The sequence below is a fragment of the Streptomyces daqingensis genome (assembly GCF_014645895.1).
Classification (GTDB): Bacteria; Actinomycetota; Actinomycetes; order Streptomycetales; family Streptomycetaceae; genus Streptomyces; species Streptomyces daqingensis.
In genome coordinates, this window is the sequence record NZ_BMMP01000004.1 from 292,864 (window position 1) to 313,511 (window position 20,648).

Annotated in this window: 23 protein-coding genes; 17 read left to right on the forward strand and 6 right to left on the reverse strand. The window is 72.7% G+C overall.

Annotation, left to right across the window (positions count from 1 at the left end):
* Positions 1-58: 58 nt before the first annotated feature.
* The 11 genes from IEY56_RS08410 to ygfZ all read left to right on the forward strand — a co-directional run bounded on the left by IEY56_RS08410 (position 59) and on the right by ygfZ (position 7,973).
* Positions 59-1,168: an alpha/beta fold hydrolase gene (locus IEY56_RS08410; RefSeq protein WP_189036465.1), complete on the forward strand. Its 1,110-nt coding sequence runs from the start codon at positions 59-61 to the stop codon at positions 1,166-1,168.
* A gap of 41 nt (positions 1,169-1,209) precedes the next feature.
* Positions 1,210-1,476 carry a MoaD/ThiS family protein gene (locus IEY56_RS08415; RefSeq protein WP_189036466.1) on the forward strand — a complete coding sequence of 89 codons (267 nt, stop codon included), beginning with the start codon at positions 1,210-1,212 and terminating at the stop codon, positions 1,474-1,476.
* Positions 1,473-2,510: a hypothetical protein gene (locus IEY56_RS08420; RefSeq protein WP_189036467.1), complete on the forward strand. Its 1,038-nt coding sequence runs from the start codon at positions 1,473-1,475 to the stop codon at positions 2,508-2,510. The genes IEY56_RS08415 and IEY56_RS08420 overlap by 4 nt, the downstream gene beginning before the upstream one ends.
* 129 nt (positions 2,511-2,639) lie before the next feature.
* Complete coding sequence (locus IEY56_RS08425; protein ID WP_189036468.1) at positions 2,640-3,347, forward strand: LmeA family phospholipid-binding protein; 708 nt, start codon at positions 2,640-2,642, stop codon at positions 3,345-3,347.
* A 196-nt stretch (positions 3,348-3,543) separates the two neighbouring features.
* The gene (locus IEY56_RS29055; protein WP_368073287.1) at positions 3,544-3,627 is read left to right on the forward strand and encodes a putative leader peptide; all 84 of its coding nucleotides are present in this window, start codon (positions 3,544-3,546) and stop codon (positions 3,625-3,627) included.
* 220 nt (positions 3,628-3,847) lie between these two features.
* Positions 3,848-4,687 (forward strand): sulfurtransferase, encoded by an 840-nt coding sequence (locus IEY56_RS08430; protein WP_045861992.1) that lies wholly within the window; start codon positions 3,848-3,850, stop codon positions 4,685-4,687.
* A 53-nt stretch (positions 4,688-4,740) separates the two neighbouring features.
* Entirely contained in the window at positions 4,741-5,028 is a 288-nt protein-coding gene (locus IEY56_RS08435) for a DUF1416 domain-containing protein (RefSeq protein WP_189036469.1), read from the forward strand.
* 130 nt (positions 5,029-5,158) lie between these two features.
* Positions 5,159-5,527, forward strand: a complete 369-nt coding sequence (locus tag IEY56_RS08440) for a DsrE family protein (RefSeq protein WP_189036470.1) — start codon at positions 5,159-5,161, stop codon at positions 5,525-5,527.
* A gap of 319 nt (positions 5,528-5,846) precedes the next feature.
* The gene (locus IEY56_RS08445) at positions 5,847-6,425 is read left to right on the forward strand and encodes a heme-binding beta-barrel domain-containing protein (protein WP_189036471.1); all 579 of its coding nucleotides are present in this window, start codon (positions 5,847-5,849) and stop codon (positions 6,423-6,425) included.
* 22 nt (positions 6,426-6,447) lie between these two features.
* Positions 6,448-6,939, forward strand: coding sequence for a Fur family transcriptional regulator (locus IEY56_RS08450; RefSeq protein WP_189036472.1), 492 nt, complete (start codon positions 6,448-6,450; stop codon positions 6,937-6,939).
* 62 nt (positions 6,940-7,001) lie between these two features.
* A complete protein-coding gene (ygfZ, locus tag IEY56_RS08455; RefSeq protein WP_189036473.1) occupies positions 7,002-7,973 on the forward strand; it encodes a CAF17-like 4Fe-4S cluster assembly/insertion protein YgfZ in 972 nt (323 codons plus the stop codon).
* A gap of 57 nt (positions 7,974-8,030) precedes the next feature.
* On the opposite strand, the gene dtd is transcribed toward ygfZ, so the two are convergent.
* On the reverse strand, positions 8,031-8,480 hold the full coding sequence (gene dtd / locus IEY56_RS08460; RefSeq protein ID WP_189036474.1) for a D-aminoacyl-tRNA deacylase: 450 nt from the start codon (positions 8,478-8,480) through the stop codon (positions 8,031-8,033).
* 161 nt (positions 8,481-8,641) lie between these two features.
* Here dtd and IEY56_RS08465 point away from each other — a divergent pair, with 161 nt between their 5' ends.
* The 3 genes from IEY56_RS08465 to IEY56_RS08475 all read left to right on the forward strand — a co-directional run bounded on the left by IEY56_RS08465 (position 8,642) and on the right by IEY56_RS08475 (position 11,877).
* Positions 8,642-9,232, forward strand: a complete 591-nt coding sequence (locus IEY56_RS08465; protein ID WP_189036475.1) for an RsiG family protein — start codon at positions 8,642-8,644, stop codon at positions 9,230-9,232.
* A 74-nt stretch (positions 9,233-9,306) separates the two neighbouring features.
* Positions 9,307-10,449 carry an asparaginase gene (locus IEY56_RS08470; RefSeq protein WP_189036476.1) on the forward strand — a complete coding sequence of 381 codons (1,143 nt, stop codon included), beginning with the start codon at positions 9,307-9,309 and terminating at the stop codon, positions 10,447-10,449.
* 177 nt (positions 10,450-10,626) lie between these two features.
* The gene (locus tag IEY56_RS08475; protein ID WP_189036477.1) at positions 10,627-11,877 is read left to right on the forward strand and encodes a GNAT family N-acetyltransferase; all 1,251 of its coding nucleotides are present in this window, start codon (positions 10,627-10,629) and stop codon (positions 11,875-11,877) included.
* A 65-nt stretch (positions 11,878-11,942) separates the two neighbouring features.
* Here the strand turns inward: IEY56_RS08475 and IEY56_RS08480 are convergent, their stop codons facing one another.
* Together IEY56_RS08480 and IEY56_RS08485 are read right to left on the reverse strand one after the other, a co-directional pair.
* Positions 11,943-12,338, reverse strand: coding sequence for a DUF6188 family protein (locus tag IEY56_RS08480; RefSeq protein WP_189036478.1), 396 nt, complete (start codon positions 12,336-12,338; stop codon positions 11,943-11,945).
* 161 nt (positions 12,339-12,499) lie between these two features.
* On the reverse strand, positions 12,500-12,676 hold the full coding sequence (locus IEY56_RS08485; protein WP_175439819.1) for a hypothetical protein: 177 nt from the start codon (positions 12,674-12,676) through the stop codon (positions 12,500-12,502).
* Between the two features lie 263 nt (positions 12,677-12,939).
* Between IEY56_RS08485 and IEY56_RS08490 the strand changes: the two genes are divergently transcribed.
* The 3 genes from IEY56_RS08490 to IEY56_RS08500 all read left to right on the forward strand — a co-directional run bounded on the left by IEY56_RS08490 (position 12,940) and on the right by IEY56_RS08500 (position 15,806).
* A complete protein-coding gene (locus IEY56_RS08490) occupies positions 12,940-13,815 on the forward strand; it encodes a GntR family transcriptional regulator (protein ID WP_189036479.1) in 876 nt (291 codons plus the stop codon).
* A gap of 85 nt (positions 13,816-13,900) precedes the next feature.
* Positions 13,901-15,064: a phosphotransferase gene (locus tag IEY56_RS08495; RefSeq protein ID WP_189036480.1), complete on the forward strand. Its 1,164-nt coding sequence runs from the start codon at positions 13,901-13,903 to the stop codon at positions 15,062-15,064.
* A gap of 40 nt (positions 15,065-15,104) precedes the next feature.
* Positions 15,105-15,806: an HAD family hydrolase gene (locus tag IEY56_RS08500; RefSeq protein ID WP_189036481.1), complete on the forward strand. Its 702-nt coding sequence runs from the start codon at positions 15,105-15,107 to the stop codon at positions 15,804-15,806.
* A gap of 103 nt (positions 15,807-15,909) precedes the next feature.
* Here the strand turns inward: IEY56_RS08500 and IEY56_RS08505 are convergent, their stop codons facing one another.
* The 3 genes from IEY56_RS08505 to IEY56_RS08515 are packed head-to-tail and all read right to left on the reverse strand — an operon-like array spanning position 15,910 to position 20,488.
* The gene (locus tag IEY56_RS08505; RefSeq protein ID WP_189036482.1) at positions 15,910-18,180 is read right to left on the reverse strand and encodes an MMPL family transporter; all 2,271 of its coding nucleotides are present in this window, start codon (positions 18,178-18,180) and stop codon (positions 15,910-15,912) included.
* Positions 18,180-19,100, reverse strand: a complete 921-nt coding sequence (locus IEY56_RS08510; RefSeq protein WP_229711716.1) for a cytochrome d ubiquinol oxidase subunit II — start codon at positions 19,098-19,100, stop codon at positions 18,180-18,182. The genes IEY56_RS08505 and IEY56_RS08510 overlap by 1 nt, the downstream gene beginning before the upstream one ends.
* Entirely contained in the window at positions 19,100-20,488 is a 1,389-nt protein-coding gene (locus tag IEY56_RS08515; RefSeq protein ID WP_189036483.1) for a cytochrome ubiquinol oxidase subunit I, read from the reverse strand. The genes IEY56_RS08510 and IEY56_RS08515 overlap by 1 nt, the downstream gene beginning before the upstream one ends.
* Between the last annotated feature and the right edge of the window lie 160 nt (positions 20,489-20,648).

Sequence of the window (20,648 nt, forward strand, 5' to 3'; positions counted from 1 at the left end):
CAAAAGGACCCGAGGGGCGGCGCTGCCCGGGTCCTTCACTGCAAGCAGAATAGCCGACATGAGTGACGAAGCGGAGTGTGAGTTCGCTCGCTCTTCCCCCTCGGACGGCTCCGGCGCCCCCGCCGCGGGCACAGCGCACGGCCACGACGGCGGCCGGACACCCCCGGACGGAACCCGCCGGGAGACGCTGCGGACCGCGGACGGAGTGCGCATCGAAGCCGTCTACGACCCGTACGCGGGCCCCGCGGTGACCGGAGACGACGGAACCGCCGTCCGCGGACTGCGGCAAGGCCCCTGCGCGATCGTCCTCGCACACGGCTTCAGCGGTGCGGCCGACCGGCCCGCGATCCGGAGGGCCGCGCGGCTGTTCACGCAGTACGGAGCCGTGGTCACCTTCTCCTTCCGGGGGCACGGCCGCTCCGGGGGCCACTCGTCGGTCGGCGACCGCGAGGTCCTCGACCTGGCGGCGGCGGTCTCCTGGGCGCGGGCCCTGGGCCACGCGCGCGTGGCGACGGTCGGTTTCTCCATGGGCGGCTCGGTCGTCGTACGGCACGGGGCGCTGCACCGTCCGGGCGGGGCGGAAGCGGACGTCTGCGAACGTCCCGGCGGAGCCGACGCGTACCCGCGGGCGCACGAAGGGCGCACAGGCGCACCGGACGGCACGGCCGCGCGGGACGCGCGCGATCCGCTGCCCCTCTCCGGCGTCTCCCCCGGGCCGGACGGCCGAGCGCCCGCCCCCGCCCGCCCGGGCACGCACTCCGACGCCGTCGTGGCCGTCAGCGCCCCCGCCCGCTGGTACTACCGCGGCACCGCACCCATGCGGCGGGTGCACTGGGCGATCCAGCACCCCGTGGGGCGCCTCGTCTCGCGGTACGGGCTGCGCACCCGGATCCAGCCGCACGACTGGGACCCCGTCCCCCTCTCCCCCGTGGCCGCCGCACCGGCACTGGCGCCCACACCGCTGCTCGTCGTCCACGGCGACCAGGACCCGTACTTCCCCCTCGACCACCCCCGGTCCCTCGCCGGGGCCGGCGCCCCGGAGAGCACGGACCTGTGGATCGTGCCGGGGTTCGGTCACGCCGAGAACGCCGCCGGACCGGCGCTCCTGCACCGCGTCGGGGAATGGGTCGGCGCTCGATGGGAGCGCGCCGCCCGCGGCCCGGCATGATGGGTCCCGCAACCGGGACGGCTGAGAGGGACAGGACCACGATGGCGAGTGGCACGATCCGTTATTGGGCTGCGGCGAAGGCCGCCGCCGGGGTGGCCGAGGAGCGGTACGAGGCCGACACCCTCGCCGGCGCCCTCGACAGTGCCCGCGAACGGCACGGCGAACGCCCCGACTTCGCACGCGTACTGCTGCGCTGCTCCTTCCTCGTCGACGGCGAGCCCGTGGGCAAGCGCGCTCACCAGGCGGTGGCGCTGCGCGACGGCGGAACCGTCGAGGTGCTCCCCCCGTTCGCGGGAGGCTGCGCATGAGCGACCAGCCGCAGCACAGGGCGTACGGCGACGGCGAACAGCCGCCACACCGGGGCCCCGAGGAGACGTACGGGACGCGGTACGCGGGCTACGGGCGCCCCCACCCCGGCCCCGGCCCGATGCCGGCGGCAGCGCCCGGCAACGCGTCCGGTCCGGTCCCCTCCGGCGCGCCCGCGGGTACGGCCGCGGCGTCCGCGACGGGCCAGATGCCTATCACCCCGCCGGGAGCGACGGCGCCCGGACGGCCGGGCGTTCCGGGCCGCGCCGGCGGCTCGCCCCTCATCGCACCCGGCTTCCAGCCCGCGCTGCTGACCGCCGCCCTCGCCGTGCTGGTCGGCGGGGCCGCCCCGCTGGGACCGCTCCCGCTCGCCGCCGCCGTCCTGATGCTCCAGGCGGTGACCGCCGCGGGCTGGTTCCGTCTCAACGGGATGTGGCCCGCGCGGCAGGGCATCGCCCTCGCGTTCCTCGGGGGCCTGGCCGCCGACGCCGGCCTTCTCCTGACGTGGAGCGGGCAGGCCGCCGCCGTCGTCCTGGGCACGCTCGGAGTCTGGTGCCTGCTCACCCTCACGCTCCACCTGCGCAACCGGTCCGGGCCGGGGGACGAGCGGCTCTACGCCCTGACCGCGGCGTTCACGGCGACGGCGCTGACCGTCGTCGCCGCCGGGTTCCTCGCCACGCTCGACATGGCCGGGTCCGACGCCGTGACGGCCGGCTGCGCCGCCGTGGCCGTCGCCGCCCTCGCTCGTACGCTACCGCTGCCGCCGTGGGTCTCGCCCGCGGTCGCGCTGCTCGCCGCGGCGGGCGCGGGGATCGCGGCCGGGCAGCTGACGGGCCTGAGCGGGGGCGTCGGGCTCGCGGGTCCCGCCGCAGCGGGCGGACTGCTCGGCCTGGTCGCGGGCGGCTGCGCCCTGACGGGCCTGCGAGTGGCGAGCTACGACTACCCGTCGCGGTTCGTGCACATGACGGCGGGCGTCGCCCTGCCGCTGACCCTCGCGGCACCAGCCGTCTATCTGCTCGGTCGGGCCTTCGTCTGACAAATCCCTCGGGTTAGGCTCGCGGCAGACCCGTGACCCCGGGTCTACGGGCTGCCCGTGGCCCGCGGGTCTGCGCAGACCGGAGACCCGGCCGAGCCGAGAGCCGCCGCTACATGGGGGAGATCGCAGATGCGCGCACTACGCAGGGGGCTCCTCGTCCTCCTCGTCCTCGCGGTGCTGTTCGTCGGCGCCGACCGGCTCGCCGTGAAGCTCGCGGAGGACGAGGCGGCCGAGAGGATCAAGGGCGCGGACGGCGTCTCCTCCTCGACCGACGCCTCGGTCGACATCAAGGGCTTCCCCTTCCTCACCCAGATCGCCGGCCGGGAACTCGAGCAGATCGACGCGGAGCTGAAAGGCATGAAGGCCGGGCCGGGCGACGCCCTGACCGTCAGCCGCGTCGACGCCCGGCTGAAGAACGTGCGCATCGGCAGCGACTACTCCTCCGCCGTGGCCGAGACGGCCACCGGCAGCGCCTTCGTCTCCTACAAGGAGCTGACCAAGGCCGCCCACGAGGGGGTCCGGGTCAGCTACGGCGGCAAGGACAAGAACGGGAAAGGCCGGGTCAAGGTCTCCGCCGGGATCACCCTGCTCGGCCAGACCTTCGAACGCAGCGTCACCAGCACGGTCTCCGTCTCGAAGGGCGACATCGTGGAGCTGCACGCCGACGAGGTGCCGGGAGACGGCATCCCCGGCCTGGAGGGCGCGATCCGGCAGCGCATCGACTTCGCGCGGAAGATAGCGGGACTCCCCCCGGGCCTGGAGCTGGAGCGGGTCCAGGCGACGAAGAAGGGCATCGAGCTGTCGGTGCGGGGCAAGGACCTGGAGCTCTCCGAGTAGGAGCCGCACCGGGCGCCGCCCCGTCCGGCAGCCGAGACAGAAGCGTCCGCGAGCGGGTCTCTTCCGGCCGCTCGCCGCACCGCGGCACCCCGGAGGGCCCGTCTCTCGCGGCGTGCATCCCACATTGTGATCGCACACGTCTCACCATATGGATTCACGGTGACACGGGACCTCCGACGTCCTTACGATCGGCTACATGAAGCGACAGGCGGACCTCACGAAGCGGCGTGCAGTCGATCTGTGCCGTGTCGCCGCAATGCTCTGTCGCATCCCCTCCTGACGGCTGCCACCAGCACGCTCAGCCGGAGCCCCACAGCCGGCGGCTGCTCGTCCGCATCCGCGTCCGCCCGCCGGACTCCGGCTCCCCGCCGCACGGCGCCCTGCCCGCGCGCCTGACGATCCCCTGCGAACGGGCGCGAAAGCACCGCATCAGTACGAACCTCCCCGCGGCCACGCGTGGAGGTGCCGCCCTCATCAGCAACCTGCCTCGGAGGAGAACCATGAGCCGCAGTGACGTCCTCGTAGACGCCGACTGGGTCCAGGACCGCATCGACGACCCCAAGACGGTCATCGTCGAGGTCGACGAGGACACCTCGGCCTATGACAAGAACCACATCAAGAACGCCGTCCGCATCGACTGGAAGCAGGACCTCCAGGACCCGGTGCGCCGTGACTTCGTCGACCAGGAGGGCTTCGAGAAGCTGCTCTCCGAGAAGGGCATCTCGAACGACGACACGGTCGTGCTCTACGGCGGCAACAACAACTGGTTCGCGGCCTACGCCTACTGGTACTTCAAGCTCTACGGCCACCAGGACGTGAAGCTGCTCGACGGCGGCCGAAAGAAGTGGGAGCTCGACTCCCGCGACCTGGTCGCCGAGGTGCCGTCGCGTGAGAAGACCCAGTACAAGGCCAAGCCGCAGGACACCTCCATCCGCGCGTTCCGCGACGAGGTCGTCGAGGCGATCAACACCAAGAACCTCGTCGACGTCCGCTCCCCCGACGAGTTCAGCGGCAAGCTGCTCGCCCCGGCCCACCTGCCGCAGGAGCAGTCCCAGCGTCCCGGCCACGTGCCGAGCGCCCGCAACATCCCCTGGTCGAAGTCGGCCAACGACGACGGCACCTTCAAGTCCGACGAGGAGCTGAAGGAGCTGTACGAGGGCGAGGGCGTCGACCTGGGCAAGGACACGATCGCCTACTGCCGCATCGGCGAGCGCAGCGCCCACAGCTGGTTCGTGCTGCACGAGCTGCTGGGCCAGGAGAACGTCAAGAACTACGACGGCTCCTGGACGGAGTACGGCTCGCTGGTCGGCGTCCCCGTCGCCGTCGGCACCGAGGACTGAATCCCCGCCTCCGGGCCCCGATCCCCAGACTGAAGAAACCGAAGGGAAATCCCATGTGCGGAGCTAAGGCGGGCGGCCCCGACGCCTCCACCGTCAAGCCCGGTGAGACGACGATCCAGGGCAGCGTGACCCGCGACGGCGAGCCCGTCACCGGCTACGTGCGGCTGCTGGACTCCACCGGCGAGTTCACCGCGGAGGTCCCCACCTCCGCCACCGGCCAGTTCCGCTTCTACGCGGCCGAGGGCACCTGGACCGTGCGCGCCCTGGTCCCGGGCGCCACGGCGGACCGCAAGGTCGTGGCCGAGGACGGCGCCCTCTCGGAGGTCGCCATCGCGGTCTGACCGCCGCAGCACCCATGGAGCCGCGTCCCGGGACGTCCCGGGGCGCGGCTCCGTCGCGTCCGGCACCCGGCGTGGCCCCTCCTGTCAGCCGGGACGTCCCGTCAGCCCCGACCGGCATACGCTTGCCCGCATGGCAGCTACCAGGAAGCTCGTGATCAAGGTGACGGCCGGGGCGGACGCTCCGGAGCGGTGCTCGCAGGCCTTCACGGTCGCCGCGGTGGCGGCGGCCAGCGGCGTGGAGGTCTCGCTGTGGCTCACGGGCGAATCCGCGTGGTTCGCGCTGCCCGGCCGCGCCGCCGAGTTCGAACTGCCGCACGCGGCGCCCCTTCCCGAACTGATGGAGGGCGTGCGGGCCGGGGGCGGCATCACCCTGTGCACCCAGTGCGCGGCCCGCCGCGGAATCGAGCAGAAGGACGTCCTCGACGGTGTGCGCATCGCGGGCGCCCAGGTGTTCGTCAGCGAGATCACCGGCGAGGGCGTCCAGGCGCTCGTCTACTGACCGGCCGCCCGGCACGGCCGCGCGGGCGCCCGCCCGCCTCCCGTACGCCCCGCACCCGGCGGCGGGAGGCCTCCGCGGAGCGGATTAGACTCGGGGGCGTACGTCGAACAGCACACTTCGCCACATCCAAGGAGCACACCCCGTGCTTGAGGCATTCTTCACCGCGCTGATGGTCCTCGTCTGCGTCGGCACCGCGGCCTTCGCCGGTCTGACGCTCAAGAAGCTCTACCAGGGCCAGCGCTGACCGCACCGGCGGCCGGCTCTCACCGGCTCCGCTCGTAAACCCTTCCACGGCTTCCTACAGATCGTCTGAGTCCTCATGATCGAGATCCCGTCCGACCTGCACCCGGACCTCGTCCCCCTGGCCTTCCTGCTCGGCAACTGGCAGGGCGCGGGCGTCGCCGCCCTGGACGGAGAGGACGGCCCCGGCACGGACAAGTGCAACTTCGGGCAGGAGGTCGCCTTCAGCCACGACGGGCGTGACTTCCTCCAGTACGTCTCGCAGAGCTGGCAGCTCGACGACGACGGCAAGAAGGTGCGTCCGCTGGAGACCGAGAGCGGCTTCTGGCGCATCGACTCCGAGCGCAAGGTCGAGGTCGTCATGGTGCGCGACCAGGGGATCGCCGAGGTCTGGTACGGCGAGATGGCCGACCAGAAGCCGCAGATCGACCTCGCGACGGACGCCATCGCCCGCACGCCCTCGGCCGGCGAGTACAGCGGCGGCAAGCGCCTCTACGGCTACGTCAACGGCGACCTTATGTGGGTGGGCGAGCGGGCCGCTCCGGGCGTGCCCCTCCAGCCGTACATGTCGGCACACCTGAAGAAGGCCGTCGACCCCAGCGAGTGGGCGAAGGACCTGGGCGATCTGCCCGACGACGGGATCGCCTTCTTCAAATAGGCCGCGGTCCTACACTGACCGTGTGGTGACAACCGACTGGCAGAGCGACCTCAGAGCGCGCGGATACCGGCTGACGCCGCAGCGCCAGCTCGTGCTGGAGGCCGTCGACAAGCTGGAGCACTCCACGCCCGACGACATCCTCGCCGAGGTCCGGCGCACGGCGGGCGGCGTGAACATCTCCACCGTCTACCGGACGCTGGAACTGCTGGAGGAGCTCGGTCTCGTCTCGCACGCGCACCTGGGTCACGGCGCCCCCACGTACCACCTCGCCGACCGGCACGACCACATGCACCTCGTGTGCCGCGACTGCTCGGACGTGATCGAGGCGGAGCTGACGGTGGCCGGCGCGTTCGTCGACCGGATCCGCGAGACGTTCGGGTTCGACACCGACATGAAGCACTTCGCCATCTTCGGCCGCTGCGCGAAGTGCACCGAGAAGCGGCGTGGCGCGGCGGAACCCGAAGCGGACGAGCAGGTCCCGCGGCCCTCGAAGCGCCGCGGAGCCCCGTCGTAGGCTGGTCGTATGCCGTTCGAAAGCCAGGTCCGTCGCCTCTTCCCGCAGCCCGGTGGTGCCGCATGAACTCTCCGCTCCTTTCGCTGCCCGGCGCCGTCGCGGCAGAAGGCCAGGACGAAGGCGTCGCCGCGCACTACGGCGACCTCTTCCGGGAGCAGCGGTCACTGGCCGAGGGCACCGGGTTCGTCGACCTCTCGCACCGCGGGGTCGTCACCGTCTCCGGCGACGACCGGCTCTCGTGGCTGCACCTGCTGCTGACCCAGCACGTCAGCGAACTCCCCGCCGGGCACGCCACGGAGGCGCTGATCCTCTCGGCGAACGGGCACATCGAGCACGCCCTGTACCTCGTCGACGACGGCGAGACCGTCTGGATGCACACCGAGCCCGGCACGCAGGAGGCGCTCATCGCCTACCTGGAGAGCATGCGGTTCTTCTACCGCGTCGAAATCGCCGACCGCTCCGAGGAGTTCGCGGTCGTCCACCTTCCGGCGGGCTCCATCACGGAACCGCCCGAGGCCACCGCCGTGCGGGAGACGCCGCACGGCCGGGACCTCTTCCTGCCGCGCACCGCCCTGAAGTCCTTCGCGGAGACGAGCGGACCGGCCGTCGGCCTTCTCGCTTACGAGGCGCTCCGCGTGGAGAGCCACCGCCCGCGGCTGGGGATGGAGACCGACCACCGCACGATCCCGCACGAACTGGGGTGGCTCGGCTCGGCCGTCCACCTCGACAAGGGCTGCTACCGGGGGCAGGAGACCGTCGCCCGCGTGCACAACCTCGGCAAGCCGCCGCGCCGCCTGGTCTTCCTCCACCTGGACGGCAGCGAGGTGCGCCTCCCCGTGCACGGCGACGCGGTGCGGCTCGCCTCCGACGGGCCCGACGGGCGCAAGCTCGGCTTCGTCACCACCTCCGCCCGCCACCACGAACTCGGGCCCATCGCCATGGCGTTGATCAAGCGCAACGTTCCCGTGGACGCCCAGCTGATCGTCGGCGAGGACGCCACGGCGGCGGCGCAGGAAGTCGTCGTCGCCCCCTGACGCGGCGCCTCTCCGCGCTCGCGGCGGGCGGCCGGCGCCCTGCCGGCCGGCGCCGTGTCAGATCTCCAGCAGGACGGTGAACGGGCCGTCGTTGGTCAGCGACACCCGCATCTTCGCGCCGAACCGCCCCGTCGCGACCTCCGCGCCCAACGTGCGGAGCTGCGCGACGACTTCGTCGACCAGCGGCTCCGCGACGGGGCCCGGGGCGGCCGCGTTCCAGGTGGGGCGGCGGCCCTTGCGCGCGTCACCGTAGAGGGTGAACTGGCTGACGACGAGGAGCGGCGCACCCACGTCGGAGCAGGACTTCTCGCCGTCGAGGATCCTCAACGACCAGAGCTTGGCGGCCAGTCGGGCCGCCGTCGCGCCCGTGTCCTCGTGGGTGACGCCGACGAGGACGCACAGGCCCTCGCCGGTGATCTCCCCGACGGTCTCCGGCGCCGAGCCGTCCGGCGGATCCGCTTCCACCACGACGCTCGCACCGTTCACTCTCTGCACCACAGCTCGCATAGCAGCCATCATGCCGTGCGGCTCGGCGATGTGTTCGCATGCTCCGGATGGGTGCGACATCGCTGCGCGAGAGCCGCCCACAGTGGCACGATGCGTACACGCGGTACGTACCGCAGCTCTCGCCGCCATTACGGCCATAAAGGATGAAGGGGACACCGCCCATGAGCGCTACCGGCGCCGCCCGTCCACCCGGCGGCCCACCGGCCGCCGCCCGTGCCGGTTCGGCCACCGCCCCGCTCAGCCCGCCGGGCCCCGATTCGGCGGGCGTCCGTACCGGGGCGGAGCTGCACGGGCTGCGGCTGCCCGAGGTGCGGGCGCTGCTGCGCCGCGCACAGCAGGAGGAGGGCGACCTCAGCTACGTCCGGCGCCTGCTGCAGGGCCGCATCGACATCCTCCGCGCCGAGCTCGCCCGGCGCTCCGCCCCCGGGTCGCCGCTGCTGGAGCTGCTCCCCGAGATCCTCGCCGACGGGCCGTCGCGGCACCGCACCTCGGCACGGCACGTCACGCTGGGCACTCCGCAGAGCGAGGAGTACCGCTCGCTGGCCGAAGGGATGCTGGCGGAGGTCGAGTTGAGCGACCTGACCGCCCGTACGGACGGCGAGCTGCGGGACGCCATGGGCCGGCTCGTCCGCTACGAGCAGCACGTCTCGCAGCGCCGCCAGGTGATGCAGCGCACGGCGGACGCGTGCAGTACCGAGATCGCCCGCAGGTACCGTGAAGGTGAAGCGCAAGTGCAAGACCTCCTCCCCTGAGAGCCGGGCGGCGACGGCCGGGCCGGGGGTGCCCGGCGACGGGACGGGGTCGCCGACCGGAAAGGCTCCGCCGCATGTCCTCCCCCAGCCCGGGTGCGTTCCAGACGTCCGGTGACCAGACGTCCGGCGACCAGTCCTCCGGTGACCAGTCCTCCGGCGTCCTGACGTCCGGCGGTCAGGCGCCGGGCGCGCGCGAGGAGGCGCCGGCCGCTCCGTCCTCACAGTCCGCCCCCGCCGCGTCCTCTCGCCTCGGCGACGGCGGCGCGATACCGCCGGTGCTCGCCGAGGTCGTCCGCTCGGGGTTCACCGAGGGCCACCACAGGGGTTCCCTCGTGGTGCTGGCGGCGGACGGCCGCGTGGAGCGCGCGCTGGGCGACGTGACCTCCCCCTTCTTCCCGCGCTCGGCCAACAAGCCCGTCCAGGCGTCGGCGATGCTGCGTGCGGGGCTCGGCCTGACCGGCGAACGGCTCGCGCTCGCGACGGCCAGCCACTCCGGCGAGCCCTTCCACCTCGACCTCGTCCGCAAGATGCTCGCCGAGCAGGGGCTGACCGAGGACAGCCTGCAGTGCCCGGCAGAACTCCCCATCGACCAGGAGGAGGCCGACCGCGCGCTGGTCGTGGCCGGCTCGCGCGAGGCGGCGTGCAGCCGCGTCGCGATGAACTGCTCCGGGAAGCACGCCGCGATGCTCGCCGTCTGCGCGGCGAACGGTTGGCCGCGGGAGAGCTACCTCGACGCCTCCCATCCGCTGCAGCAACTCATCGCCCGCACCCTCGAATCCCTCTCCGGCGACCGTGTCGCCCACGTCGGGACGGACGGCTGCGGCGCTCCCCTGATGGCCATCACCCTGACAGGGCTGGCCCGCGCGTTCCGCGCCGTCGCGCTCGCGCCGGCGGACAGCCCGGAGGGCCGCGTCGCCGCCGCGATGCGGGCACACCCGGAGTACGTCGCGGGGACGCGTCGCATCGACACCTGGCTGATGCGCGAAGTGCCGGGCGTCGTCGCGAAGGTGGGCGCCGAGTCGGTGCAGGCGGTGGGACTGCCGGACGGGCGCGCCCTCGCCTTCAAGCTCTACGACGGCGGCAACCGCGCCGTCGGCCCGGTGCTGGCCCGCGCGCTCGCGGACCTCGGGGTCGACTCCCCCGTGCTGGGTCGCATCGCCGACTCGCCGCTGATGGGCGGGGGACGGCCGGTCGGCGAGGTCCGCGCGGCCTTCTGAGCCCCGGCGGCCGCGGGGCAGGCGCACGTATCCGGTACGGGCACGCGCGCCGCTTCCTGTACCGGCACACGCCAGGTACGCGCACGCTCCGGCTCGCTCTCCGAGCGGGCGCACGCCCCGTCCGGCCGCGCGATATCCCGGTGCGGCCCGGGGACGTTCCCGCCTAACGTGGCCCGCATGTCCCTGGAGATCCGTACTCTCACCTCGCCGGACGAGCTGCCCGCCTGGTTCCGTGCCGTCGCCGTCGGCTTCCTGCGCTCCTCCGAGGTCTCGGACGAGGAGGCGGCTTCCCGTGCGCCGGGCATCGAACTGGCCCGCACGCAAGGCGCGTTCGACGGGGACCGCTGCGTGGGGACCTTCCGCACCATGCCGCAGCAACTGACGCTTCCGGGCGGCGCGAGCCTGCCCTCGTGCGCCGTCACGAACGTCACCGTCTCCCCGACGCACCGGCGGCGCGGCCTGCTCTCGCAGATGATGGCGCGGGCGCTGACAGCGGCGAAGGAGCGGGGGGACGCCATGGCGTCGCTGATCTCCGCCGAGTACCCGATCTACGGGCGGTACGGCTTCGGCCCGGCCGCCTGGATCGCCGAGTGGGAGGTCGAGATCGCCCGTGCCGGCCTCGACCCGCGCCACTCCGGCCCTGCCGACGGCGGAAGCGTCCGGTTCGCCGACGCGGACGAGGTGCGCGCCGTAGGGCCCGAGCTGTACGAGCGCTACCGCGGGCAGCCGCACAGGCAGGGCGTCATCGACCGCACCGGCCGGTGGTGGCGGCAGCTGACGGGGCAGCACCGGTACCCGGGCGACCAGTTCACCATGCCCTTCTTCGCCGTCCACAGGGACGCCGCCGGGGAGGCCCAGGGCCTCGTCGTCTACAGCGTGAAGGAGCACTGGGCGACGAAGCTGCCGGAGAACACCGTCGAGGTCTCCTCGCTCACCGCGCTCACCCCCGCCGCCGAGCGCGCCCTGTGGGAGTTCGTCCTCTCCATCGACTGGGTCGCCCGCGTCCGCTCAGGCTTCCGCGCGCCCGACGACGTGCTGCCGCTGTTGCTGCCCGACCCGCGTGCGGCCCGGCTGCAGACCGTCGCGGACTTCCTGTGGCTCCGCCCTCTCGACGTCCCGCGCCTGCTGGAGTCCCGCAGCTACGCCGTGCCGGGCACGCTCGTCCTCGACCTGCACGACGCGGCGGGTCTCGCGGGCGGGCGGTACCACCTGGAGGCCGGGCCCGACGGGGCGGTGTGCGAACCCTGCGACGCCGACCCCGATCTGAGCCTGGAGATCGGGGAGTTGGGGACTCTGCTGCTCGGCGACGAGTCAGCCGTGAGGCTGGCAGCGCTGGGCCGCGCCGAGGAGCAGCGCGAGGGGGCCGCCGCGTCGGCGGACGCGCTCTTCCGCACCTCGCGCAGGGCCTGGTGCCCCGACGTCTTCTGACCCGGTGCGCCCCGACGTCCGGCACGGTCGGCGGGCAGCGGACAGGCCGTCGCCGGCCTGCGGCGTCAGCGGTGCCAGGGCGTCTCGCCGCCGGGACCGACCAGCACGGGCGTGACCCCCTCTCCCGTCAGGTGCCACGACTCGTAGCAGGGGTCGGGGCCCACGGTCAGACGCGACCCGTCGTCGAAGACGAGCCTCAGCTCGCCGTGGCCCTCCACGTCGACCCCGGTGACCATCCCGTCGAAGAGGCCCAGGACGGGGGCGAGTTCGCGTCCTCCACCGGGTTCGAGCGCATACCGGGATCCGGAGGCGTCTCGGAGGGTGAAGCCCGTCTCGATGACGAGTTCCGCGTCGAGACGCGTCCGGGCGCCGTAGCGGTAGGCCGTGAAGCCGACCCGGACCTGCTGGTCGAAGGACGTGCGCGAGACACGGGCACCGACCAGCTCCGTGGGGATCTTCACTCCGCCTCCGCCTCGTCGTGTGGCCGCGTGCAGCCTAGGGGCTGTCCGGTGAGCTGACGCGGCACGGACGCTGAGGAGTTGCGGCAGCACGAGAAGGCGGAGGCGGCGGAGGTACGCGGCGCGCGGCATATGGCGTGGGATGGGAACCGCGCGCCGCGCAGTCAGACGATCAGCATGGTGAGAACCACCGCGCCGACGCAGCTGCAGGTGATGTTCTTGGCCTTCACACCGACGCTGAGCAGTACGAAGCCGATGACCCCGAGGGCACCGAACTGCCATTCCACCAGCCGCTCGAAACCGAGGACTGCTCCCGCGAGCATGAGCGCGTACAGAGGCATGGCAAGACCTCCTTCGTGAAGCACGGAGAAGACGGAGCGAGGCGCCCGTACGGCGTCGGACAGGCGGAAGAACCGGAACGATGTTGCCGAATTGCGGGTGATGTTGGCGGGTACTGCGCTTACTTGGTGATACCTGCTGCACTTGTTCGCCATGCGGATCAAGTTGTTCGCCAACTTCAACTGAAGTCTGCCCACTTGGCGGGAGATTGAAAACAGTTGTCCAACAACTCCCGCGGCTTGGCCCGAAGTTGTACCTTCTTGTTGTGGACAAGACGACCCCCGCTGAACACGGACGCCCGCAGCACGAAGTGGTCGCCGCCAGACTCCGGGAACGGATCGACTCGGGCGAGCTCCCGATCGGAGCCCGCATCCCCACACAGAAGGACCTGGTCAGCGAGTTCGGTGTCAACCGCACCGTGATCCGCCAGGCCCTCGACGAACTCAAGCGCGACGGGCTGCTCACCGACACCGGCCGCGGCGCGCCCCCGACCGTCGCCGAACCCGCCCACTCCCACGGAGCGCCGAAACCGGCGGGCACCGAACTGGCGGAGCGCCTCTACGAGGCGTTCCGCGCGGAACACGTCACGATCGACGCGTTCTCCCTGACCACCGAGACCTTCAACAACGCCCTCGCCAGGCCCCACCGCGCCATCGCGGACGGCCTCCTCACACCCCGCTCCATCAAGGTGCGCGTCATCATCCCCAGCCCGGACGCGTCCCTGGCGCTCCCCCGCCTCGTCGACGACCCCGGCGATCCCCGCCCGCTCGACCGGCTCCGGTCGATCCAGCGCACGTGGGCGACGGCCCTGCAGATGAGCTTCGCGAGCTTCTCGGACCGCTACGAGGTTCCCGACGTCAGCTGCGAGATCCGGACGGTGGCGGCGACGCCGCTGCAGAAGCTCTACGTCCTCAACGGCACCGAGGCGCTGACGGGCTATTACCACGTGGTGCCCGGCGAGGTGTCGTACCAGGGGGAGACCCTGCAGATCTTCGACGTCCTGGGGTTCGAGACGACGCTCTTCCGCTCCACGGCGGGCCCGGGCAGCCACGACAGGCAGGAGATCGCGTTCGTCCAGAACTCGAAGGACTGGTTCGACTCCCTCTGGGAGACCATCGCCACGCCGCTTCCCCTCGGCTGAGCAGGACGGCCGTGGCAGCACCGCGCCGCGCAGGGGGTAGTCTCAGCGCCCTCACTGTCCTCTGAGTCATCATCCGGTGGCGCGCATGACTGTTCCCCCCGGGTCCATCGCGGCGTCCCCGGCCGCTTCGGACTCCCCCACCGCCTGGGAGCGCTGGCGTCTGCGGTGGCACTTCGAGCAGCACCGGCGCCGCCCCGACGGGTTCCTGCTCCACGGTCACCACCACCACAACTACGTCGTGGAGCTGCGCGAACCGCTCGCCTCGATAGTGCAGGCACCCGGCCGGTTCGGGAAGATCCGCACCCGTCTGGAGACCGTGCAGGTCCTGCCCCGTGTGTGGCACGAGGGCGACGTGCTCCGCGCCCTGCACCCCGTGCTCCCGGGGGTGCCCCGCGTACTGCTCACGCTCGGCCGGCGCGCGCTCCACTCGTACGTCGAAGGCTGCGCACTGTCCGAGACGGCGCCGCCCGGAACGCCGCTCGGGGACGAGACGCTGCGCCTCATCGCCTCGCTCTTCGGCGACCTCGCGGAGGTCCCGGCGCGCAGCCTGCCTCCGCTGCCCGCGGAATGGAGCGGCGACGGGGACAGCACGCGTTTCCTGCAGAACCTCGCGGACTTCGCCCATCACGAGGTCCACCTGCGCAACCGCCCCCGCTTCGGCTCCCTCTTCCGCGCGCTCGGCATCCCGGACGACGCGATGGAGCGGTTCCACCGCGACGCGAAACGGCTGCACGAGCGTCCGTACTCGCTGCTGCACGCCGACGTCCACCGCGCCAACCTGCTGCGCCGCAAGGACGGCGGTCTGACCCTCGTCGACTGGGAGTGCGCGCTCTTCGGCGACCCCCTGCACGACCTGGCGACGCATCTCGTGCGGATGGAGTACACCCCTGAGGAGGGGCGCCGATTGACGGGACTGTGGCGGCGGGAGATGCGCAACCGGGGACTGGTGGACCGGCTCGCGGGCATGGAGTCCGACCTGCGTCTCTACCTCGACTTCGAGTACGCGCAGTCCGTCTTCCCCGATACGATCCGCGCGGCCGGGGCGCTGCCGTCCGACGCGGCAGAGAGCGACTTCGACGTTGCCGCCGCATCCGTGCGCAGGGCGCTGCTGCGGGCCGAGGCGGCCCTGGAGCTGAGGGACGTCCCCGACCACGCGCACGTGAAGGCCGCGCTGCGCTCCTGGCACCGCGACCGGCGGCCGCTGCCCCGCCGTCTTCACGCTGTACGCAGTGGACCGCGCGGGAGATAGTTGAGCGACCACTCGCGACGGACCTGGTAAGAGGAGCGGAATGCGCGATCTCATCGGTGCCGCGAAGAGCGTGCTCTTCGACTTCGACGGACCCGTCTGCCATCTCTTCCGGGACCGTCCGACGCCCGCCATCGCCGCACGGCTGCGTGAGGCCGTACTGACCGACGAGTTCGCGGGGGACGCCGCAAGCTGGCTCCCGGAGACCGAGGACCCGCTGGAGATACTGCGCGCCTCCTTCGAGCGGCCCGGACTCGTGGAGCGCGGTCTCGCCCGCGACATCGAGCGGGCGCTGACGAAGGAGGAGGTGCAGGCGGCGCCGGGCGCCTTCCCCACGGCGTACGCGGACACCCTCGTGCGCACGCTCTCCGCGACGGGGCGGCAGTTGGCGATCACCACCAACAACTCCCAGCAGGCCGTGGAGCGTTACCTGCAGACCCGGAATACGGGCGAGCTGTTCGCGGACCGCATCCACGGGCGCAGCGCCGAGGGGCCGCTGCGGCTGAAGCCCGACCCGCACTGCCTGCTGCAGGCTCTGGAGTCGACCGGCACGTCCCCGCAGGACGCGCTGATGATCGGGGACGCCGTCCGCGACCTGGAGGCGGCGCGCGCGGCGGGGGTGGCCTTCCTCGGCTACGCGCCCGGCGACCGCAAGGCGGAGCAGCTGCGAGCGGCCGGCGCGGAGTACATCGTCGACTCCCTGCGCGAGGTGGTACTGGCCGTCGATCCGGGCGCGCACGTCTGAACCCGCCGGGGGCAAGGGGGCGTTGACGAGGCGACGCCCGGGCGGGGTGCGCGGCGCGGCAGGGCGGCGCACGCCCCGTCCGCACCGCGCGGGCCCCCGTTCGTCAGCCGTGCTCCAGACGCACTCGCGGCAGCGCTTTCCGCAGCCACCCGGGCAGCCACCAGGCCGCCCGGCCCAGCAGCCGCATGACCGCGGGCACGACCAGGCAGCGGATGACGACCGCGTCGAGCAGGATCGCCACCGCCAGTCCCAGCCCGAACTGCTGCAGCATCCGGTCCGGGCTGAGCATGAAGGCGGCGAAGACCACGATCATGATGGCGCCCGCTGCCGTGATCACCTTGCCGGTGTGGGCGAGTCCCTCGCGCACCGCCAGGGACGGGTCCCGGGTGCGCTCCCATTCCTCGTGGATGCGGGAGAGCAGGAAGACCTCGTAGTCCATCGAGAGTCCGAAGACGATCGCGAAGATCATCACGGGGATGAACGCCTCCACGGGTCCCGGCTGCACACCGAACCAGCCGTGCTGGAAGACGAGGGTGATCACGCCGAGGGACGCCCCGATGCTCAGCAGGTTCAGCACCGCCGCCTTCAGCGGGATCAGCACGGAGCGGAAGACCACGGTGAGCAGCAGCGCCGAGAGCCCGACGACGACGCCGACGAAGAGCGGCATGCGGTCGGCGACCGTGGCTGCGAAGTCCTCGGACGCCGCTGTCGGGCCGCCGAGGAGGAACCGGGCCCCGGTGCGCTGCTCCAGCGGCGGCAGTACGTCCGTCCGCAGTTTCGCCACGAGGCGGGACGTCGCCTCGTCCTGGGGTGCGGAGCCGGGGTAGGCGAAGACGGTCGCGGCGGACGGGTCGGAGGTGGGGACGGGTGGCGAGGTCCCGGCGATCCCCGGGGCCCCTGACAGTTCGCGGTGAAGCTCACCCGCGGCCTCGGCCACGCTCTCCCCGTCCCGGCTCTCGGCCACGACGATCAGCGGGCCGTTGAAGCCCGGCCCGAAGCCGTCCGCGAGCAGGTCGTACGCCGCGCGGCTGGACTTGGTTCGCGGGTCGTTCCCGGCGTCGGCGAAGCCCAGCCGCAGGCCGGCCGCCGGAGCCGCGAGCGCGCCGAGCGCGATCACCGACACCAGCAGCGCGGCCCACGGCCTGCGCTGGACGGCCGCGCCCCAGCGGCGCCACCTCGCTCCTTCGGGACGGCCCCCGCCCGGGCCGTCGGGACCGCCGTCGACGCCGCCCGGCCCGCCCTCGCGCCGCTTCGCGGCCCGGCGGGCCACGTTGCGTTCGATGCGGCCCCCGGCGACGGCGAGGAGCGCGGGCAGCAGCGTCAGCGAGGCGAGCATGGTGACCAGCACGGTCAGCGCGACGGCCAGCGCCACTCCCTGGAGCGATCCGAGACCGAGGACGACCAGCCCGAGCAGCGCGATGATCACGGTGCAGCCGGCGAAGAAGACGGTGCGGCCCGCGGCGTCCATGGCGCGTCGTGCGGCGCTCTCCCGGTCCTGGCCGTGCAGCAGTTCGCCCCGGTACCGGGTGAAGATCAGCAGTGCGTAGTCGATCCCCACGCCCAGGCCGACGAGCATCATCACGTAGGGCGTGAAGTCGGCGACGGTGAAGGCGTGCGAGGCGAGCACGATCAGTCCGAGGGCCGTCCCCACCGCGAAGACGGCCGTCACCACGGGGACGCCGGCCGCGATCAGCGACCCGAAGAGGAAGACGAGGACGACCAGCGCGCCCAGGATGCCCGCGCCTTCGGCCGCGCCTCCCCCGGACTCCTCCGCGGCCCGGGCGGCTTCCCCGCCCAACTCCACGCGCAGGCCGTCCCCTTGGATGTCGCGGGCGGTGGTGAGGATGCGTTCCGCGCGCTCCGGCGGAACCTGCTCGGCCCCGCCGTCGAGGGTGACGGCGGCGTAGGCAGTGGTCCCGTCCCGGGAGACCGCGGAGCCGTCCTGGTACGGGCTGCGCACCTGGGCGACGCCGGGCAGTCCGCCGACCTCCTCCAGCATGGGTTCGACGCGCTTCCGTACGGCCGTGGCGCGCACCCCGCCCTCGCGCTCGTCGTGCAGCACGATCTGGACGCTGTCCCCGGCCTGCACGGAACCGTGCTTCCGCATCACGTCCAGGGCCCGCTGTGAATCGGTGCCGGGGAGGGAGAAATCGTTGCGGTAGGCGTCACCGGCGCTTGAAGCGAGCACGTGGATGCCCGCCAGCAGGACCACCCACAGCAGCAGCGCCCACCAGCGGCGCCTGGCGGAGAGCGCGGCGACGCGTTCGAAGACGCTTCCCCTCGGCGGGCCGGTGCCCGTCGCGCGTCCCGGGTCCCCGCCCCCTCCCGCCCGGGTCCCGGGGTCCGGCTGGGCTTCGGTGCCTGAGCGGCCCATCACGAGTCACCTTCCTTGCGGTCCTGTCGGAGTACGAGAGTCGAGTCGTCGGGGGGCGGCGGGTCTGCCGCGGGCGCCGGGCTGCCGGCGGACGAGGCCGGGGCGCCGCCGGCTGAAGGGGGCACGGGCCGCCAGGGACGGCGGGTGAAGCTCCGCCACATCCACACCTGGGCGGCGAGCAGCAGCGGCAGTACGGCCAGGAGCGCCGGTACGAGCAGGCCCAGCACCGGTTCCGTCACGGCCGACTCCGCCAGCGGCAGCCGGGCCCCCGCGGCCGGCGGGAGAACCGCCATCGCCAGGCCGGTGACGGCCAGAGCACGACGGGGCCCCAGGGCACGCACGGTCAGGCGGCGCGCCCGCTCGCGGGGGCCGCCCGTCAGGCGGAGCGCACCGAACGCGAGGCCGTGCGCGGCGAAGAGAGCGGCGACGCCGAGCGCCGTCAGGGCCGCGGGGAACCCGCCCGCGGCATGGCCGGGCGTGCCCGCGAACAGTCCGGCGAGCAGCCAGCCCCATGACAGGGCCACGGCCCAACTGCCGCCGGTGACGAGCCAGTCGCCCAGTGCCAGTCCGCCGCGGCGGCCGCCGCGGGGCTGTCCGTTCACGTGCCACCACAGGCCGGTGTCGCGGAGCATCCAGCCCGCCAGGAGCGGGATCAGCACCATGGCGTGCCCCTGGAACAGCTCTCCTTCCAGGACGGTGAAGCAGCCCGTGAAGACACCGGCCGCGGCGACGAGCCACACCTCGCTGCCGAGGAAGAACGGCACGACGGCGGCGACGGCCAAGCGCCTCTCGTGGGGCCCCCGGGCCAGGTACGGCAGCACCATGCCCAGCCCGAGATCGGCGCCCGCCAGCACGGACCAGCCGGCGGTGAAGAACCCGAGCAGCCCGGCGGCGAGCGTCTCCAGCACGGTCTGCGGCATCACAGGCTCCACACCGGGAGTTGCCCGCCGGCACCGGTGCCGCCCGCGGCTCCCGCTCCACGACCGTCTCCATGGCCGAGACCGTCTCCATGGCCGTGGCCGCCGTGTCCGTCGCCGCCCCCGCCGTCCGGCTCTCGTTCGTCGCGGCCCAGCAGAGGGTCGCCGGGGCCTCGTGCGGCCGTCCTCAGCAGGAGCCACCAGTTGAGGACGAGGAGCAGGGCGAAGAGCGTCCCGAACACGGCCAGCGAGGTCCGCATCTGCCCGGCGGAGAGCTGCGAGACGGCGTCCTCCGTCTTCAGCAGCCCCTGGATCACCCAGGGTTGGCGTCCCGCTTCGCGGAAGACCCAGCCGGCCGTCATCGCGACGTACGGCAGCGGCACCAGCGCCATCAGCACCACGTGCCAGGCGCGGAACCGGTGGACGGCCTTGCTGAAGGCGGCCAGCACCGCTCCGGGCAGGCAGACATGGAGCAGCAGCGCGAAGACGAGGAGCATCACGATCGCTCCGCCGCGCGTCAGCGCCGTGGACGGCACGTAGTCGCCCGCTCCGAACTGGGCCGCCGACTCCGCCTGCAGGCGCGCGACTTCACTCTCCTGCCCCTGGAAGACGGCGAGTTTCACGGGCTGTACGCCTGCCAAGGAGGCCAGTTGGACGCCGCCCAGCGCCGCCGTGAGGAAGAGGGCCGGCACCGCGAGGTAGACGCCGATGCGCAGCGACTTGCGGAACAGTTCGTGCGCCGGGCTGCGCTTGAAGAGGTGGTACGCGCTCACACCCGCCATGAAGACGGCGGCGGTGAGCAGCGCCCCGCCGAAGATGTGGAAGAACGCGAGCAGCGTGCTGGGGTTGGTGAGCACCGCCCACGAGCTGTCCAGCTCGATCCCGCCGCCGCCTCCGGCGCCGTCGGACGAACTCCTGTAGCCCACAGGGTTGTTGAGGAATCCGTTGGTGACCAGGATCCAGTACGCGGACACGTAGGCGGTGAGGGTGACCACCCACAGCAGCCCCAGGTGGACCCACTTGCCGAACCGGTTCCAGCCGAAGATCCACAGGCCCAGGAAGGTCGACTCGACGAAGAAGGCCACCACCGTCTCCATCGCGAGGGAGGCGCCGAACAGCCCTCCCGCGTAGTGGCCCAGCCCGCTCCAGGCCATGCCGAACTGGAACTCCATCACGATGCCGGTGACGATCCCCACGGCGTAGTTGACGACGTAGAGCAGCCCCCAGAAGCGCACCATCCGGCCGTGCACCTCGGCTCCGGAGAACACCGCCCACGTCTGGACGCAGGCGAGGACGGGCGCCAGGCCGAGGGTGAGGGAGACGAAGAGGAAGTGACCGGCCGCCGTCAGGGCGAACTGCCATCGCGCGAGGTCGAGAGTCTGGGGGTCCACGTCCGCCAGCGTGCGCGTACGGCTGCCGTCGGGGCGTCACCCCTCAGCGGTGATACGCGGCCCCGCCCGTACTCCCCCGGTTGCGGCCGCCCCCTACGGACCCCTGAGGGCGAACCCCGAGCCGCACCCGGGCCGGGGCCCGGCCGTCACCGCACACGCG

Coding starts and splice junctions, on each gene's coding strand:
- IEY56_RS08430 (WP_045861992.1), top strand. CDS start 3,848: ATGAGCCGCAGTGACGTCCTCGTAGACGCCGACTGGGTCCAGGACCGC.
- IEY56_RS08485 (WP_175439819.1), bottom strand. CDS start 12,676: ATGCCTCTGTACGCGCTCATGCTCGCGGGAGCAGTCCTCGGTTTCGAG.
- IEY56_RS08445 (WP_189036471.1), top strand. CDS start 5,847: ATGATCGAGATCCCGTCCGACCTGCACCCGGACCTCGTCCCCCTGGCC.
- IEY56_RS08495 (WP_189036480.1), top strand. CDS start 13,901: ATGACTGTTCCCCCCGGGTCCATCGCGGCGTCCCCGGCCGCTTCGGAC.
- IEY56_RS08415 (WP_189036466.1), top strand. CDS start 1,210: ATGGCGAGTGGCACGATCCGTTATTGGGCTGCGGCGAAGGCCGCCGCC.
- IEY56_RS08425 (WP_189036468.1), top strand. CDS start 2,640: ATGCGCGCACTACGCAGGGGGCTCCTCGTCCTCCTCGTCCTCGCGGTG.
- IEY56_RS08470 (WP_189036476.1), top strand. CDS start 9,307: ATGTCCTCCCCCAGCCCGGGTGCGTTCCAGACGTCCGGTGACCAGACG.
- IEY56_RS29055 (WP_368073287.1), top strand. CDS start 3,544: ATGAAGCGACAGGCGGACCTCACGAAGCGGCGTGCAGTCGATCTGTGC.
- IEY56_RS08505 (WP_189036482.1), bottom strand. CDS start 18,180: ATGGGCCGCTCAGGCACCGAAGCCCAGCCGGACCCCGGGACCCGGGCG.
- IEY56_RS08420 (WP_189036467.1), top strand. CDS start 1,473: ATGAGCGACCAGCCGCAGCACAGGGCGTACGGCGACGGCGAACAGCCG.
- IEY56_RS08475 (WP_189036477.1), top strand. CDS start 10,627: ATGTCCCTGGAGATCCGTACTCTCACCTCGCCGGACGAGCTGCCCGCC.
- IEY56_RS08440 (WP_189036470.1), top strand. CDS start 5,159: ATGGCAGCTACCAGGAAGCTCGTGATCAAGGTGACGGCCGGGGCGGAC.
- IEY56_RS08465 (WP_189036475.1), top strand. CDS start 8,642: ATGAGCGCTACCGGCGCCGCCCGTCCACCCGGCGGCCCACCGGCCGCC.
- dtd (WP_189036474.1), bottom strand. CDS start 8,480: ATGCGAGCTGTGGTGCAGAGAGTGAACGGTGCGAGCGTCGTGGTGGAA.
- IEY56_RS08500 (WP_189036481.1), top strand. CDS start 15,105: ATGCGCGATCTCATCGGTGCCGCGAAGAGCGTGCTCTTCGACTTCGAC.
- ygfZ (WP_189036473.1), top strand. CDS start 7,002: ATGAACTCTCCGCTCCTTTCGCTGCCCGGCGCCGTCGCGGCAGAAGGC.
- IEY56_RS08435 (WP_189036469.1), top strand. CDS start 4,741: ATGTGCGGAGCTAAGGCGGGCGGCCCCGACGCCTCCACCGTCAAGCCC.
- IEY56_RS08510 (WP_229711716.1), bottom strand. CDS start 19,100: ATGCCGCAGACCGTGCTGGAGACGCTCGCCGCCGGGCTGCTCGGGTTC.
- IEY56_RS08410 (WP_189036465.1), top strand. CDS start 59: ATGAGTGACGAAGCGGAGTGTGAGTTCGCTCGCTCTTCCCCCTCGGAC.